Raw genomic sequence first — 17,278 nt, 5'->3', positions numbered from 1 at the left:
CGTTTGTCATGAATTTAACAGTGTTAAATTTTTTATAACATGTTAATCACCTATCTTTATTTCATGAATCCTGAACCTGAACAACAACCTCATAAACGCTTAAAAGATAGCCTGACAATAGTTTTAGTCCTACTTTTGGGCTTTTCATTTTTTACACCACGTGCTGTTGGATACTCAGACATTACCATTATCCGGGCCATTCCGTTTCTGATCAATTTTATTGCTATCCCAACTATAGCAGTCGCTTTATTAAGATTAAAGAAAGGAGTTTTTAAAGGCATTTTTATTCTTTACGGATTTTTAATATACATCACAGTAAGTATTGTAAGTGCCTCTATCGATTATTCATCAAGTTCAAATGATTTGAAAGCTGACGGCGTACCCGCTAAAGCAATTATCTCGGCGGTTAAGCCAAGAACAACCACATTTCAGCATTATTGGCAGATCTACTTTACGTACCGGGCCAACAATCGCAGTTATGATGCCAGGTTCAGAAGAGATAAAAAGCCGGCGTATAAGGCAGGCGATACCCTGGAACTTATTTACGATAAAGATTTTCCAAGAATGTATCGCCTGACAAAAATCTATTAATGAGGTGTTTCATTTTAAGTGTTTCACTCCATCTGCCAAAAAAACGTCAAAATGATTTATCTTGCTTATTAACAACTGCTTACATTGTTTATCTAAACCTTTTGTACTGTTTCAAAGTGTTTCACTCGTTTTTATTATATTGTTGATATACAATAACTTAACTAAGATAAGTGTTTCAAAGTGTTTCACATTTTAAGTGAAACACTAATCTTGCCGGGTCTTCAATAACTCCCTTACATCAAAACCCTTGTTGGCCGCCAGGTTGACCAGGTAATTATAAGTCTGGTCGTCCATTTCAGGCTTGCGGCCCAGTATCCATAAGTACTTACGGTTAGGGTGTCCAACCAGCGCGTACGAATAATCATGCGCCAGCCCGATGATCCAATACTTGCCCGTAAACGGCCATTGAAACTGCACGGCCAGCTTAGCGTTGGTTTTGGTGTCGGTAACTGTGGCCTTACCGGTTGCTACTTTTATTTTGCCATCCTTAACGCAGGTATTGACAACTTTAATAGAGCCATCATCGTTTAAACTATATTCGGCGGTAGTGTGACTGCAGCCCCGCTCAAAGCTTTGCGGAAATGCAGCTATCTCATACCATTTACCCAGGTATTTATCCAGCTCAACGTATTGTACCGTTGATAAAGGTTTGTTTTTTGTATACAGGGCCAACGCAGCTATGCTGGTAATGCCGAAAGCGGCTGTCCCGGCAATGATCTGTTTCTTGTGTTTCATGCAAATATAACATGCGGCAATACCCAAAGGTTTCTGCCGTTAAATAAAAACACTGATATTTGGGTTTATGACAGTAAGCGTATTAGGTTGCGGTTGGTATGGTTCAGAACTGGCTAAGACACTCGTAAATAAATGGATAAAGGTAAAAGGCTCTACAACTTCAGCCGAAAAGCTGGCGGTACTCTCGCAGCTTGGCATAGAGCCTTATCAGATCAATCTGGCTACTGATGACACGATTGACACCGATTTCCTGGAATGCGATGTGCTTTGGATCAGCATACCACCCAAAGCCCGCTCAGGTAACGGGAAGGTTTATCTGGACAGTCTAACCAAACTGATACCGCAAATCAAATCGCAAGCCGTTAAACAAGTTGTGCTCATCAGTTCAACCGGCGTTTACAGCGATAATAATACTGAAGTAACAGAGCTTGACGCTCCCAGCCCAGATACCGAATCAGGCAAAATATTATTAGCCGCCGAAGAATTGCTAAAAGCCGAAAAGGGATTCACCACCACTATTATCCGCTTTGGGGGCTTGATAGGCCCCGGTCGCGATCCGGGCCGGTTCTTTGCCGGTAAAAAAGCTATCCCTAATGGCGATGCTCCTGTAAACCTGATCCATTTGACCGACTGTATTGGCATCAGCAGTGCGATATTGGATAAACAGGCATTTGGCTACACCTATAATGCAGTATCGCCATTGCACCCACCCAAAGGCGAGTTTTATACAGCGGCAGCTTTAGCTTCAGCGCTTGAAGAGCCGCAGTTTATTGAAGAAAAGAATAACTGGAAGATCGTATCAAGCGTGAATGTGCCAAAGTATCTGGAATATGAGTATAAGCACGGGCTTATGCCTACTATAACATCATCTTAATAACAACTTGTCATCCTGAGCATAGCGAAGGATCTTATCAAAGCGCATAAGATCCTTCGCTATGCTCAGGATGACAAAAGAATAGTTATACTACTCCACCCCTCTCACATTCATCTTTAAAGTATAAATACATTTAGATGCTGTGATAAACAGAATGTCGCGATTCTTCCCGGCAAATACCACATTGCCTGTCCAGTTATCTTTGTTAGGAATGTTGGCTATCTTTTTACCTTCAGGACTATAAATGGTTACACCTTTACCGGTAATATAGATATTGCCTTTTTCGTCCAGCGTCATACCGTCCGAGCCTTGGTTGAACATCAATGTTTTATCGCTCAATGAAGCGTCGCTATTTATTTTGTAGCGATAGGTTTTGCCGCCACCCAAATCAGACACATACAGGTATTTACCATCTGGCGTACCTACAATACCGTTAGGCTGGCGCATGTCGCCCACTACTTTTATTGGGGTCTTGTTTCCTTTTGGCAGATAGTAAACGTGCTCTCCATCCAAAGCGGAATGCTTGCGGGTCCAATAATCGCGCTGGTAATATGGGTCGGTCATGTAAATGCCGCCTTTTTTGTCAATCCAGATATCGTTAGGGCCGTTTAGCTGTTTGCCATCCAGATCGTTCATCAGCACGGTAACCTCACCTTTTGGACTGATAGACCAGAGCTCGCCTTTATCATCGGCGCAGGTTATCAGATTGCCTTTCTTATCAAAAAAAGTTCCGTTTGATCGACCTGACTTATCCATAAAAACCGAAAGCTTGCCGGTTTCCATATCATACTTCCAAATCTTATCATTGGGTTGGTCGGTAAAGAAAACATCGCCGTGCTTATCCACCGAGCATCCCTCAGTAAAAGCAAACTGGTCAGATATCAGCTTTGGTTTGATCAGTGTATCAAACAGCGTATGTTGTGCAGATGCGGTCATGGTGGTTAAGGTAATTGCAGTTAGTGCTATGGCTTTTTTGAAAATCATCATTGGGTAGAAATTATTAATTATTAATTGCAGCTTCTTTAAACAGCCCAAAATCGCTCAGTGCGGGGCTAACGGCTGCAGCGGTAATTCTTAGCCGCACTTTGGCAGCGGTTACATCATCCTTTAAACGAATTAAGCGATTGCCGCCTATACTGGTGGCGGTGGCTACTTCCTGCCATTTGCCGTCGTTCCAAATGTCTATAGCCACCTGATCTATCCTTTGGCCCAGCTTTATATTTTCGCGCAGGCGGATAACATTAAAGGTTTTTGGCTGATGCAGGTTGATGGTCAACTCGGGCGTAGTTACATTGTCATCAGTAGCCCAATAGCTATAACGGTCGGCATCCACCAAATTACCCGGGCCAAACTTCAGCTTGTTTTTACTGCGGATATTGCTGGCGGTAAAAGTCCCGCCTTTAGCCAGGTTAGTTTTAAAGGTCTCTTTCAGGATATTGCCAAAAGCAGTAAGCGATTGCACATCTCCATCAGCCAGCAAACCGTCGCGGTTTGGTGACAGGCCTAGGTCTAAAGCCGCTCCCCTGCCTACACTTTTATAGTACAGATCCAACAAAGTAGCCGGCGATTTCACTTTATCATCCTGATCGGCATGGTAGAACCATCCCGGACGCAGGGCGACATCACATTCGGCCGGCATCCAGTATTTGCCGTCTCGCTGGCCTTCGGTACCTTCCCTGTCTAGTACAAAGCCGTTGCCCGGCGCCTTTCCTGCCTCTGGTGAGTGCGGCGTATAAGTTGCCCAGCAAGTCTCGCCGGCCATACCGCGCTCGTTACCTACCCAGCGCACATCCGGCCCAACATCACCAAAAATAGTAGCCCCTGGCTGCAACCTTCGCGCTATGCCCCAGGTATCATCCCAACCATAGTAAGTTGAGCGGTCTATAGTGCGTTTCTCCTTCGCACCGCCGTAGTAGCCATCGCCGCCGTTAGCGCCATCATGCCATACCTCGAAAAGTGGCCCGTAGTTACTGTATAGTTCCTGCAATTGTTTACGATATACCTTGGTTACATATTCAGGTTTGCCATAAAGCGGACTATTTCTATCCCAGGGCGAACAGTACACGCCCATTTTCATCCCCAACTTATTGCACGCTTCGCGATATTCGCGCAGGATATCGCCTTTGCCATTTTTATATGGACTTTTAGAAATATTATGCTCGGTAGTTTTGGTCGGCCACAGGCAGAAACCATCATGGTGCTTAGCCACTACAATTACCCCCTTAAACCCACCGGCTTTGGCTGCCGCTACAATTTGCATAGCACTAAACTTAGTTGGGTTTACTATCTGCGGGTCCTCATCACCATAGCCCCATTCTTTATCGGTATAGGTATCCGGACCAAAATGGATCAGGCAATACATTTCTGTTTCCTGCCATTTTAATTGGCGCTCAGTGGGCAGAGGTCCGTAAGGTTTTGGAACCGACTGGCTAAAACCGGCCATACCAAAGCCGCAAAGCAAGGCTGTAAGTAACAGTTTATTCATAAGGGTTACATTGGTTTAGCTAATGTAGTTGTTTTTGCGATAGGTTGCTAATTGATTTGTCTATCGGGTGGGGTACTCACCCGGTCAACTCCGCCGGCTGACGGATGGACCACCACTCCGCTGCGCAAAGAAGGTTTTTACTTAGCAGTTTGCAATCCTTTTTACGCGCAGCGAAGAGAGGGTCGACGAGCGAAGCAACGTCGGGGTGAGTCCTACGCTATGCAGACACCCGACATGAGAATTTCTATCACGTGAATCACTTGTAGAATTAAACTATTTTGCTAAATTTGTTAGCATGAAGCGTTCGGGAAGTGCAGACCTGCCTTTACATTACGGTTATGTACCGCAGTGGCTGGCAGAACGGATGGCCAAGCTTGGATTGGCCGTGGTGGAGACCATAGTGATGGACTATGGCAAGGACGAAGTTTTGCGCCGCATTAGCGACCCATTTTGGTTTCAGAGTCTTGGAGCGGTTATGGGGATGGACTGGCATTCGTCGGGCATTACAACATCGGTAATGGGAGCACTGAAACGTGCTATTAATCCGCACAGCAAAGAGCTGGGTATTTTTATTTGCGGAGGGAAGGGTAAATATTCCAAACAAACACCCGACGAACTATTGCGCATAAGTGAACGCACCGGCCTGGATGGTAACTACCTGGTTAAATGCAGCAAGTTGAGCGCTAAGGTTGATAATACAGCTATACAGGACGGCTTCCAGCTATACACCCATAACTTTATTTTGAGCGATACCGGCAAGTGGAGCGTGGTGCAGCAAGGCATGAGCGACACCTCGCGTACCGCCCGCCGATATCACTGGCATTCAGATACGCTCATCAGCTTTGTTGACGATCCGCATACTTCTATCTACGGGCAAAATCATGGTTATATTTTAAACATGGCTGATAGTAAGGCTGCTCCTTCAAGAGCAGGTGTAATGCAGATAACTAACGAAAACCCGGATAAAATGCTGCGCGAGATACAGCAGTTAACCATGCCATCGCATCATGACGTGCGGGCCGAAGACGTCGACCTGAAACGCCTGGGATCAGTGCTTTGGCTGGCACATGAAAAACGACCTGAAGATTTTGAGGAGTTACTTTTGCTGAAAGGATTAGGTCCGCGGACTTTACAGTCACTCACTTTAGTGAGCGAAGTGATCCATGGTACGCCATCGCGCTTTAAAGATCCGGCCCGATTCTCTTTCGCTCACGGCGGCAAGGATGGTCACCCCTTCCCGGTCCCTATTAAGGTTTATGACGAAACTATCGGCACACTGCAAACAGCCATTCACAAAGCCAAAATGGGCAACAGCGAAAAAAGCGAGGCCATTAAGCGTCTGACGGAAGTCGCACAACGTGCAGAAAAAGATTTTACGCCTAATGCTGATTTCGACAAAGTAATTGAAGAAGAAAGAAATAACTCTTGGAAATATGGAGGACGCACTGTTTTCGGCAAAGCGCAACCACCTAAACCTACGCAGTTAAAGTTATTTTAAAGATTCGGCTATCGCATTTGCCGAATCAAGATGCATCATCAAAACAGGTAATGTACGCCTGGCAAATCGCTGGATATCCTCGTCGCGATCGGTTTTGGCTACGTTAAATATCTTAATTGCCTCCTCATGGTCATCAATCATTAAACGGATATATGCCTGATCAAATTTAAGATTACTATTTTTGCTCATACCTTCAATGGCTGCCTGATGCACGTTACTAACCGAATCTGTAGCAGCAACTTTATTGGTGATTGCTATTTTTTGCAAATTGTCGTTAATATTAACGTGATCGGCAATTTCCATTTGGGCGAAATTGATAACCCTTGAGTTTTTTGAAGTTGCCTCAGCTATTTTTGACGCCTTGATTGCGGTTTGGCCGGCCTCTAAACCCCGCTTAATAAATGAAACAGCGCTCTCATCTACCATATCATTAAAATTTTTCGCGTGCTTATTATTAACGCACGATACGACTATGAGTAAGAGAGACACTCCTAACAAACAACCTGTCAATTTCTTCATTGCAAACTATTAGGGATTATATACCGGTTTTGACAAATATAACGCCTGTAAGTTTAAAACTATTAATTATTAGTATAATTTTTTATTAGCGATTAACGTAACACTTATATCATCTGTCATTCTGAGCAAAGCGAAGAATCTTATTTAAGCGATTAGCAAAGCGCATAAGATTCTTCGCTTTGCTCAGAATAACAACGGGGAAATACGTATATAAAAAAAGCGACAGCCGGTTGAACAACTATCGCTTCAAACTATGTATAAGGGTGATTATGCTAAATTTCGGCCGGCGTTTACAATACCGTAAACTGTTCTGATTATCAGCTTGTCATAAATCTCTATCAATTCCTTATCGGTGGTATTGTTACGCAGTTTTAACGCATAGTGCTGCATGATTACCAGCGGCAATACGATTTTCTCCCTGATGCCGATAGAACGGCGATCAACCGGAGAATCTTCCATTAACATATGTGTACCGGTTAACTCCAGTAATAACTCTTTGGTTAGCTCGTATTCGGCTTTCAATTGCTTCCAGAATGCACCAAATTTTTCGTCTTTTTCCAGGTAAGCCGTCACACGGAAATCTGATTTAGACATAGACATGATACAGTTGTCAAGCATGGTTTTGAAGAAACCTGATGTAGCATATAGCTGCGCCACTTCCTCCCAACGCCCCTCGGCTTTCATTTTCTTTAAAGCAGTACCTACACCATAAAAGCCCGGGATATTTTGCTTTAACTGGCTCCATGAAGTCACAAAGCTAATAGCGCGCAGATCTTCCAATCGTAATTGTGCATCGGCATTACGCTTCATTGGGCGAGAGCTGATGTTGGCTTTTGATAATAATTTAAGCGGGCTATATTTCTCCAGATACTCAACAAACAAAGGCTGCTGACGCAGGTTCATAAACAGATCATAGCTGGCGTCGGCCATGTTAGTAATCAGATCTTTTTGTTTGTCGGTTAAAGAGTCATTACTATTAGGATTGAGTGCTGATGTGATACCCGCGTTGATAAGCTGCTCCATATTGAAGCGCGCGGTTTCAATTGAGCCGTACTGAGAACTCACGGTTTGACCCTGAATAGTTAATTGGATATGGTCATTAGCAATCTCCTTACCCATTGAAGCATAAAAACGATGGGTTTTACCGCCTCCGCGGGCCGGCGGGCCACCCCTGCCATCAAAGAAAGCCAGATCAATATCGTATTTACGCGCCATGGCGGTAAGCTCTGCTTTTGCTTTGTAGATAGACCAGTTAGCCATCAAATAACCGCCATCTTTAGTGCTGTCAGAAAAGCCAAGCATAATGCTTTGCTTATTACCGCGGCGTTTCAAATGCTGTTTGTAGAACGGATGAATATATAACCTCTCCATTACCTCAGCTGCAACCTTCAGATCGTTCACTGTTTCAAATAATGGCATAAAATCAACGGTTAGGCTATCCGCCTGCCAACCACTCCACAAAAACAGGTCAATCAGCTGCAAAATATCAGATGCCTGCTGGCAGTTACTGATAATAAAACGCTGACAACCTTTTTCGCCATTGGTATGCTGAATATGTTTCATCAGCATAATGGTGTTCAGGGTATCGCGGGTTAAATCATCAGCATCTTCAGGGCAAAGGAAATTAAGTTCATTAAATGTAATGGCACCCAGCTTTTCGGCTTCGTCAAGCTCTGCATAGTTTGCCGGCAAGCCGGTAGCAATGCCTTTATCTACACAATAATTAAATACGCTGCGCAGCACACGGCTGTCCTGACGAATATCAAGCGTTGCAAAGAAACAGCCAAACAAGCGTACTTTGCGCGTAAAATCATCTACAATATCTACAAACAAACTATCGTGGTTGCTGATCAGCGTTTCACGAATACCGGTTAGTAAAGTGAGCAATTCACCCTGAAGGTCTTTGGCATTGTGCTGATGCTTGTTAAAAGCGTTTTCGTACAACAAGCCTTCCAAAGTAGCCATGGTAGTTTCAATACCGCGGAAAGTAATACGGCGTTTCAATACGCGGAAATCGCGGTAATAGCAACGGAAAATGATCTGACGCAGCAGGCAGGCTACATCATAGGTAGTTTTAGTGTTAACGTTCGGGTTACCGTCACGGTCGCCACCCGGCCAGAAACCCAGCTCCAGAACCGGGTTGGCGTCGATAATGTCAAACTCTTCTTCCAGTTTGGTTTGGATAGCTGAGGCGGCATGATAGAACGTATTTTCAAGAAACCATACCAGGCTTACCGCTTCATCAACCGGGGTTGGTGCTTTTTTATTGAAGAACGGCGTTTTACCCAATTGCTGCAATAAAACGTCGATGGTGTTAATGTCGTTAGTTTTCAGAGCCTCGATCAGGTCGTTCATGATACCCAATACCGTACCCGGATAAAACTGGGTTGGGTGCGCGGTGAGTACCAGACGCAGCGAAAAATCTTTTAGTTTTTGACTGATCTTGTGGCGCATGTCGTCACTGACCGCAGCATTTTGCAGTAAGCCCGACAGGGTACCTACTTCGTCAGGGCGACCAATTTTACCGAATGATGAATCTTCAATAGCATCAAACAAAACCACCTGGCGCTCGATGTACTGAATAAACCTGAACATGCGGTTAAGCTGCTCACGATGGTCAATGTCCGGCACATATTTTTTAAAGAATGATTCGATAATTTCAGTCGGCGACTCCTCCTTTATAGCCCCCTTATCGCAGTGCGAACTGAAAAAGGGTAGCAAAATGCCTATTTCTTTTACCTGGTAAAAAGGCAAAGTTTGAAACAGGCTGTTATATAACTCAAAGCGGGTTACAACTTCATTATTGAAAGCTGTTTCTCTTTGGCTGAGTTTTAACGTAGAGGACATAACGGGTTGTATAAAAATGTATAAAAGGCTGATTAGTCTATAGAGTAGATCAAAATCGGTGTGAATTTAAAATAAAATCATCAAAAATTATATAATTATTAAAAAATATACAGATTGACATTAAAGTTGATTACAAAAATCATTGTCCGATAAAATTTTTGCAAATTCATTTATCGGGCATTTTTTTGCGAAATTTGCAGACGATGCTTCAACAAAAAGAGATCAAAACCTTCTTCTTTAGCCAGTATTTTTCTGACGGACTGCGTATTACACTGGGTATCTTACTACCTGCGATAGTATGCCTGTACCTGGACAAATTTGATCTTGGCATAACCCTTTCTTTAGGAGCGCTTTGTATTTGCGTAATTGACAGCCCCGGCCCCACCGTTCATAAGCGTAATGGTATGGCCATAGGTAACCTGTTGGTATTTTTTGTAGCGATTATTACAGGCTTTGCGCGGCAAAATGTTGTGACATTGGGCCTTGAGGTTACGCTTTTTTCTTTTCTGTTTTCCATATTCACTGTTTACGGCAACCGGGCCGCCTCAATAGGCACAGCAGCCTTGCTCATCATGATATTTGTGATGGATAAAGAACTGAAACCCGACGAGATACTAAACTATAGCGCTATTATTTTGGCAGGTGGCGTATGGTACATGGTATTTAGCCTTGTATTTTTTGGTATCCGCCCCTATCGCGCGGCGCAGCAAGCCCTGGGAGAAAATGTGGCCGACATTGTTAAATTTCTGCGTATCAAGGCCGATTTCTATATGCCAGGCACCGACATCGATCAAAATTATAACAAACTAGTATCGCAACAAATACATGTTAGCCAGAACCAGGATGTTGTACGCGAATTGCTGTTTAAAAGCCGTGTGATGGCCAAAGAATCAACCAATGCCAGCCGCATCTTGGTATTGACGTTTGTTGATCTGGTAGATATGTTTGAACAGATTATGGCTACGCATTATGACTACAGCCAGATTCGCCAAAAATTTGATGGAACAGGTGTGCTGACAGAAATTGCCAACCTGATTCACAAAATGGCCGACGAACTGGAAAATATCGGCTTTGCTATACTCTCTAACACGCGATATAAACATTTAACTGATTTTAGTAATGATCTGGAAAAGCTGAAACTGCATATTGACCTGATTGGCGACGAAAACGAAACCAGCAACCTGGTATTAAAAAAGATCCTCATCAATTTGCGCGATCTGAACCAGGAAATCGAGAATATTTTCAACTATTATAATTCGCGGTCGTCAAAAATGCTGCTGGAAAACAATAACGAGGTGGAATACTCAAAATTTGCGCCGCATCAGGACTTTGAGCCGCATGTCTTTTTTGACAACTTCACTTTAGCGTCGGCCGCGTTTAAACACGCCCTGCGGGTAAGTTTGGTTTGTCTAATAGGCTTTATTGTGGCCAAAGCATTTTCACTGGGTCACCATAGTTACTGGGTTTTGCTAACAATTATCGTGATACTGAAACCGGGCTTTAGTCTTTCAAAACAGCGCAATTACCAACGCTTAACCGGCACTATCGTTGGCGGCGTGGCCGGTATACTGATACTCATTTACATACCTAACACCAAAGCCGAATTTATGTTAATGCTGGCTTTTATGTTAGGTGCCTACAGTTTTCAGCGATTAAACTACGTGGTAAGTGTGATCTTTATGACGCCTTACGTACTCATTCTATTTAAGTTTTTAGGCGTTGGGCACCTGAACATAGTTGAGGAGCGTGTGGTTGATACCATCATAGGCTCAAGTATTGCTTTTATTGCCAGCTACCTCATCTTTCCAACCTGGGAGTTTGAGCAGATAAAACATAGCCTGGCAGATGTAATTTGCAGTAACCTTAACTACCTGGTAAAAATAGCTCAAAGCATTACCGGCAAACAGGTAACCATTACTGAGTACAAGCTGGCGCGCAAAGATGTATTTGTGAAGGCTGCAAACTTATCTGCGGCCTTTGAGCGGATGACATCTGAACCTAAAAGCAAGCAGCGCAATATAAAAGACATACATAAGTTTGTGGTATTGAATCATATTCTGTCATCATACACCGCCACAGTTGCGTCAGAGATCACGGTTAAAGGCATGCACAAAGCAACGCCCGAAACATTGAAGCTGGTTAAAAAAAGTATAGCTATGCTTAATGAAAGTGCTGCAAAATTGGGCGGCAAACGCGTTGAGTTTACTGGCGAAAAAACCGAACCGACCGAGGTAGCCACCCCCACCGTGACTGACAACCTGTTAAAAGAGCAGTTAGGTTTTATTAATAAGATCAGTACTGATATAGCGAAGATTACAGATGATGTATTGAAATAGAAACTATCACCGGCTTGTCACAGATTGTCCTACAATAACTCCGTAGCCAAATTAGCCAGCTCGCTCCGCTCACCTTTTTGCAGGGTAATATGTGCGTACAACGGGTGCCCTTTAGCCCGATCTATCAGGTATGACAGGCCGTTACTTTCAGCGTCGAGGTATGGGGTATCTATCTGGTAAATATCGCCGGTAAATACAAACTTGCTGTTTTCGCCTGCGCGCGATATGATGGTCTTAATTTCGTGCGGCGTTAAGTTCTGCGCCTCATCAACAATAAAAAATATTTTGGCCAGCGTACGCCCGCGAATAAAGGCCAGCGGAGCGATAGAGATCTTATCATTGGTCACCAGTTCATCCAATTTGGCCTGCATCTTTTCATCCTCGGTAAACTGGTCTTTAATAAACTTCAGGTTGTCCCAAATGGGCGCCATGTAGGGGTCGATCTTTGATTTTACATCACCCGGCAAAAAGCCGATATCCTTGTTGCTCAACGGCACAATTGGGCGGGTGACAAATATCTGCCGGTAATTACGACGCTGCTCCAGAGCGCCGGCTAGCGCCAGCAGCGTTTTGCCCGTGCCGGCATTTCCCTGAATGGTTACCAGTTTTATATCCGGATTCAGCAAAGCATGTATGGCAAAAGCCTGCTCAATGTTTCTGGGTTGAATATTAAATATTGGCTGCTCGGTAACCTTTTCCAGCATGCCGGTCTGGCTGCTGTAAAATGCTGAAACCGAGCCCTTCTTCCCTTCCAAAATAAAAAAATGGTTGGCTATGTCTTTACTCAGTTCCAGATCGACGCCGGGTAGTGTATTTTTGCGGTTTAGCTGGGCAATTTGTTTATCGGTGGCATTTAAAACCGTTTTGCCGCTATACAGCTCATCAACATTTTTAATCTTGCCGGTTTCATAGTCTTCAGCATGAATATTGAGGGCTTTGGCCTTCAGGCGCAGACAAATATCTTTGGATACCAGCACCACATTTTTATCGGTGTTTTCCTGTTGCAGGCCAAGCGCTGCATTCAATATGCGATGGTCTATTTTATCCGAGCCAAAAATAGCCTCGGCATCAGTATCGGTATTTTTAATGTCGATAATAACTTTAAAGTTCCCCTTATTTTTACCCAGCGGATGCCATTCATTAATGAGCTTTTTGCGCGATATATCGTCAACCAGCCTGATAAAGCTGCGGGCTTCGAAGTTGCGGGTATCGTTGCCGGATTTCATGTTATCCAGCTCTTCTAACACCTGGATGGGAATGGCCACATCATGCTCCTGAAAGTTCTCGAAAGCGTTATGATCATACAAGATCACGGAAGTATCCAGAACAAATATTTTTTTTGGGGCGGGTCTGCTTTTATCGTCCTTTTGCATACCTCGCTAAATTAGCGAAAAATTAAACTATTTGTTAACCAAAGATGCCCTGAGTGGCACATTTTAGCATATCCGCCAAAAACAAAAACGGGAGCCGCGTCTTTCGATCTGGTCTCCCGTTTTCTCCTTATGTTAACCGTAGTTACCATAAAGCCTCAAGCTTTTCGTTACTCAACCGATTTGCCCTGGCCATGTGCCCTTGCGGGTTGGGTTGCGTCAAAATCATTAGTTTAGGCTGCCTATCTCCGTAAAAATTTACAGCTCTTGTAATGCCCCTTTTTGCGTTAATTCCGTATTTCTGTGGCTTACGCCCGTTTCTGTTCGGTATAACCCAGGCAGTCCTGCGATCTTTAGCGCTTCCGAAGATTTGCCCGATTCACTTTCCTGTAATTCCTGTAAGGCTGTTAAAGTACGTCGTTCCTGATGATTCTAATATCGGGACAGCATCAAGATTCTGCAAGTTTTTTGGATGGTTTTTATTAACCTGTTTTGAACAATAATTTATTGGTTATTAACAGGTTGACGAGTTTATAAGCTAGTCAAAAAGTGTGTTTTTAATAATTGTGGGCAGGTTTTTGAGATTTTAGCTATTTATTGAGAACCGGTTATTAACAGGCTGATTATTAACAATAATAGACAGATTACAGAAACGTTACGAAAATAAAAGTGCGTAAAATTTTATAATGGGCGTTCCCCTTTTGGGTCGTACTTTCCGCTCATACGCCTGCAAGGCCTTATCCTTCAGCTGACGGACGGTATGCGCTGTAATCATTAACGCAGAGTGAGCGCCAAGTGACTCGCCCCGACATCGCTACGCTTGTCGACCCTCTCTGCTGCGCAAATAGGGTTGAATAAAAAAGGCAGATAAGGCAAACAAATAAAAAGAGGGGTGGCCTGTCAGCTGGACAGCTTCGGGCGAAGCAGGTAAAACAATGAGGGCCCTGTGCGACTGCATGGCTGTCGGGAATGTCGCCTGAAGCGCCGGCCTTTGCGCGACAAATAGCGGCAACAGTCCCTTGCCCGGGTTTTACCTGATTTGCAGGGCATGGGCCGTGAGCGCAAAGAAGCATTCCAAATGACTTGACTTTTGGCAATAACATGATAGAGATAGGTATAGTCCACTTAGCACGTGGGATCCTGATTCGTCTGCTGACAGACAGCATGGCGGGAGAGACTTGTATTAAAAACAAAAACGGGTGCCGCCTCTTTCGATTTGATCACCCGTTTTTTTGACTTTATGCCGCGCCGTAGCGCCGCTTAAAGCATCAAGTTTTGTGTAAAATTGACCGACCTGATTTCCTCTGTGTCGTTATGCAAGGCTGTTCAATCTCGCCCCTCTTTGTGGACATTGACTTAACATTATTATATCGCTGCAAATTCGATTCTGTTAACTAACCCTCGCGGGTTTTTAACTCCTCTGTTTTGCGCTCAAATAAAGATACATCGCGCTTCCGTTCTAAAAGGATCTGCAGATATGATCATCATCGCTGACACTGATTGCTTCAAGGTCATTAATTCGTATTGCCATTCTCCGTAAAAAATGAGCAAACTTATAATACCTCGCTAGTTACATAGGGTTTCCTTCACCGTAGCGATTTTTGTTTCCATATAACTCAGGCTTTCCCTTGATCTTTAGTTCGCCCGAAAGCTCACCCGATTCAATTTTGTTATTCCTGTAAGGCTGTCAAAGTACGTCGTTCTTGATAAAATCAATATCGGGACAAAACACTACTTTTCGCAAATTTTTCTTACTGTTTTTATTAACGCGTAACTAACACCAAAACGGCAGTTATCAACACATTAAAACCGATAAAAATCAGCAACATAAGCGTATTATACCGCAGGTTATCCACATCTGGATTATTCACAATTTTCAAATATTTTTTCATTGAGACTAATGTTAACCTGGCTAAAAACCAGCGATAGTTAAATTTTTTCGGTTAAATGCTTCCAATAACGCTTAGGAATATGGCGCACATGCAGCTTAGTATTTTTACGTGCGGGTATGTTAACACTATGGAAATAATTCTTCCACAAGTGCTGGTAAATGCTTTCGTCCTCTGTATATGCCGATATCACTTCGTCAGGCTTAGCTACCGTTGCAAAATCAAGCGTGACAAATTGGGTATCATGCGTGTCATAGTAAATACCATAACTTCGTTTAATATCATAGATCATCCATCTCTGATCGGCATAGCGGTTTTTAAAATGCCTGATGAGTAAGGGCAGCACATTAAAATCCGGCTCTATTGCCGCATAATAGATTCCATCCTTTAGTTTCTGAAATCGCACAAAGGCTTCCATCCTATGCTTTTCGCGGCGCATCATGCGAATGATTTCTGAAAGGCGCATCACGTATCGGTTACCATAATCATCCTCAATATTTTCGGCGCTATCAAATACGTAACGGATATATCCCACCAAATTATTCTCCTCATCATCCATCTCGGCCATATGCGCTATATACAGTCGCTGTACGCCATTGGGCGACAGCTTTTTGCGTAAACCTTTTAAAACACGCGTGGCATAAGCTTCGTTGGTAATCACGTCTAACGTTTCTTCAAACATAGCCCCGGCCTGCCGACGGCCTTTAAAAAGCTTCACCAGCGCAAGCTTGCGGTCATAAATTTCATATACTGCCGTGAGCAAACCCTCAAAGGTTCCGTCGTAAAACAGCGTCGTCATTTAAAACAGATTTAATTGATTAGGCTTATTTTTTAAATATTTACTCTGTGACTCGGCCAGAATAAACTGCTTGATATTATTACCTGTCAAATCGCGCCGCTCAAACTGCGGACTGTTGCACGTGATAAAATACCGCGCCCTATTCACTGATACGCCTATTTTTTTTAGCTGATCCCAGTTTAATTTGCCATGTCGGCGGGCGCTTACTATTTTTTGTGCTGATAAAATGCCGATTCCGGGGACGCGCAGAATAAGTTTTATATCTGCTTTATTAATATCTATCGGGAACTCCTGCATATTGCGTATGGCCCAGCTTAGTTTGGGGTCGATATCGAGATCGAGCAAGGGTTGCTCGTGGTTAACAATCTCGTTCACATCAAAGCCATAAAAACGCATCAGCCAATCGGCCTGGTACAGCCGATTCTCGCGTACCATGGGTACGCTTGTATTTAAGGCCGGCAAACGCTTATCGGCTAAAACCGGCACATAGCCCGAGTAATACACCCGCTTTAATTTAAACGACTTATAAAAGTAATTAGCCGATTGCAGCACCTCCTGATCGCTTTCAGGCGTGGCGCCCACAATTACCTGCGTACTCTGCCCCGCCGGTGCAAATAGAGGCGCGTTTTTAAAGAGTTTTTTTTCCTCGGTTCGCAGTATAATCTCTTCTTTTAAAAATTGCATCGGGTCTATCATATCCTGCCGGTTTTTATCGGGTGCCAGCAATTTCAGGCCGGCCTCGGTGGGCATTTCGAGGTTGACGCTTAGGCGATCGGCATATAAACCGGCCTCGCGCATTAACTCGTCGCTGGCCCCCGGGATAGATTTAAGGTGGATATAGCCATTAAATTTATGCTCGGTACGCAGTTTTTTAGCCACCAGCACCAACCGTTCCATAGTAAAATCAGCATCTTTAAAAATACCTGAGCTCAAAAACAGCCCTTCAATATAATTGCGGCGATAAAAATTAATGGTCAGGTCAACCACCTCCTGCACGGTAAAAGCTGCGCGTTGAATGTCATTACTTTTACGCGACACACAGTAAGCGCAATCATAAATGCAATGATTAGTAAGCAGAATTTTGAGCAGCGACACGCATCTCCCATCCTCAGTATAACTATGGCAAATACCATTACTGGCGTTGCCCAAGCCCTTATTCTCGTTTTTGCGCTTACTGCCGCTGGACGCACATGATACGTCATACTTAGCCGCATCGGCCAAAATATTTAACTTCTCTGTAATCCTTTCTGCATTCATATCAAACCAAAAATACTAATATTTTTAGCATTTTAATGCTATTAAGAAAGTTTTTATTATTCCTTCAGGTTATATCGA

Annotated in this window: 12 protein-coding genes; 4 read left to right on the top strand and 8 right to left on the bottom strand. The window is 43.7% G+C overall.

What is annotated here, in order from left to right:
• The first annotated feature begins 39 nt into the window (after window positions 1-39).
• Window positions 40-591 carry a hypothetical protein gene (locus tag ACFS5N_RS02080; RefSeq protein WP_377181721.1) on the top strand — a complete coding sequence of 184 codons (552 nt, stop codon included), beginning with the start codon at window positions 40-42 and terminating at the stop codon, window positions 589-591.
• Between the two features lie 204 nt (window positions 592-795).
• Here the strand turns inward: ACFS5N_RS02080 and ACFS5N_RS02075 are convergent, their stop codons facing one another.
• Window positions 796-1,326, bottom strand: coding sequence for a lipocalin family protein (locus tag ACFS5N_RS02075; protein ID WP_377181719.1), 531 nt, complete (start codon window positions 1,324-1,326; stop codon window positions 796-798).
• A gap of 67 nt (window positions 1,327-1,393) precedes the next feature.
• On the opposite strand from ACFS5N_RS02075, the gene ACFS5N_RS02070 reads away from it, so the two are divergent.
• On the top strand, window positions 1,394-2,200 hold the full coding sequence (locus tag ACFS5N_RS02070) for an SDR family oxidoreductase (RefSeq protein ID WP_377181717.1): 807 nt from the start codon (window positions 1,394-1,396) through the stop codon (window positions 2,198-2,200).
• Window positions 2,201-2,290: 90 nt separating this feature from the next.
• Here ACFS5N_RS02070 and ACFS5N_RS02065 read toward each other — a convergent pair whose 3' ends face one another.
• Together ACFS5N_RS02065 and ACFS5N_RS02060 are read right to left on the bottom strand one after the other, a co-directional pair.
• Window positions 2,291-3,187 (bottom strand): SMP-30/gluconolactonase/LRE family protein, encoded by an 897-nt coding sequence (locus tag ACFS5N_RS02065; protein WP_377181715.1) that lies wholly within the window; start codon window positions 3,185-3,187, stop codon window positions 2,291-2,293.
• Window positions 3,188-3,200: 13 nt separating this feature from the next.
• Window positions 3,201-4,685, bottom strand: a complete 1,485-nt coding sequence (locus tag ACFS5N_RS02060) for an alpha-L-fucosidase (protein ID WP_377181713.1) — start codon at window positions 4,683-4,685, stop codon at window positions 3,201-3,203.
• A 295-nt stretch (window positions 4,686-4,980) separates the two neighbouring features.
• On the opposite strand from ACFS5N_RS02060, the gene ACFS5N_RS02055 reads away from it, so the two are divergent.
• A complete protein-coding gene (locus ACFS5N_RS02055; RefSeq protein ID WP_377181711.1) occupies window positions 4,981-6,183 on the top strand; it encodes a DUF763 domain-containing protein in 1,203 nt (400 codons plus the stop codon).
• On the opposite strand, the gene ACFS5N_RS02050 is transcribed toward ACFS5N_RS02055, so the two are convergent.
• The gene (locus ACFS5N_RS02050; RefSeq protein ID WP_377181709.1) at window positions 6,175-6,609 is read right to left on the bottom strand and encodes a DUF4142 domain-containing protein; all 435 of its coding nucleotides are present in this window, start codon (window positions 6,607-6,609) and stop codon (window positions 6,175-6,177) included. The genes ACFS5N_RS02055 and ACFS5N_RS02050 overlap by 9 nt on opposite strands.
• Before the next feature lie 360 nt (window positions 6,610-6,969).
• A complete protein-coding gene (locus ACFS5N_RS02045; RefSeq protein WP_377181707.1) occupies window positions 6,970-9,549 on the bottom strand; it encodes a phosphoenolpyruvate carboxylase in 2,580 nt (859 codons plus the stop codon).
• A gap of 203 nt (window positions 9,550-9,752) precedes the next feature.
• Here ACFS5N_RS02045 and ACFS5N_RS02040 point away from each other — a divergent pair, with 203 nt between their 5' ends.
• Window positions 9,753-11,885, top strand: coding sequence for an FUSC family protein (locus ACFS5N_RS02040; RefSeq protein ID WP_377181705.1), 2,133 nt, complete (start codon window positions 9,753-9,755; stop codon window positions 11,883-11,885).
• A 29-nt stretch (window positions 11,886-11,914) separates the two neighbouring features.
• Here the strand turns inward: ACFS5N_RS02040 and ACFS5N_RS02035 are convergent, their stop codons facing one another.
• From ACFS5N_RS02035 to ACFS5N_RS02025, 3 genes are all read right to left on the bottom strand, one after another.
• Complete coding sequence (locus ACFS5N_RS02035) at window positions 11,915-13,258, bottom strand: PhoH family protein (protein ID WP_377181703.1); 1,344 nt, start codon at window positions 13,256-13,258, stop codon at window positions 11,915-11,917.
• A 1,926-nt stretch (window positions 13,259-15,184) separates the two neighbouring features.
• Window positions 15,185-15,943: a TIGR03915 family putative DNA repair protein gene (locus ACFS5N_RS02030; protein WP_377181701.1), complete on the bottom strand. Its 759-nt coding sequence runs from the start codon at window positions 15,941-15,943 to the stop codon at window positions 15,185-15,187.
• Window positions 15,944-17,200, bottom strand: coding sequence for a putative DNA modification/repair radical SAM protein (locus tag ACFS5N_RS02025; protein ID WP_377181699.1), 1,257 nt, complete (start codon window positions 17,198-17,200; stop codon window positions 15,944-15,946).
• Window positions 17,201-17,278 lie beyond the last annotated feature (78 nt).

Origin of the sequence: Mucilaginibacter ximonensis (assembly GCF_042686265.1) — a bacterium.
GTDB classification, from domain to species: Bacteria; Bacteroidota; Bacteroidia; order Sphingobacteriales; family Sphingobacteriaceae; genus Mucilaginibacter; species Mucilaginibacter ximonensis.
Note: the sequence above shows the minus strand (reverse complement) of the source record. Positions and strands in the feature narration are given on the sequence as shown.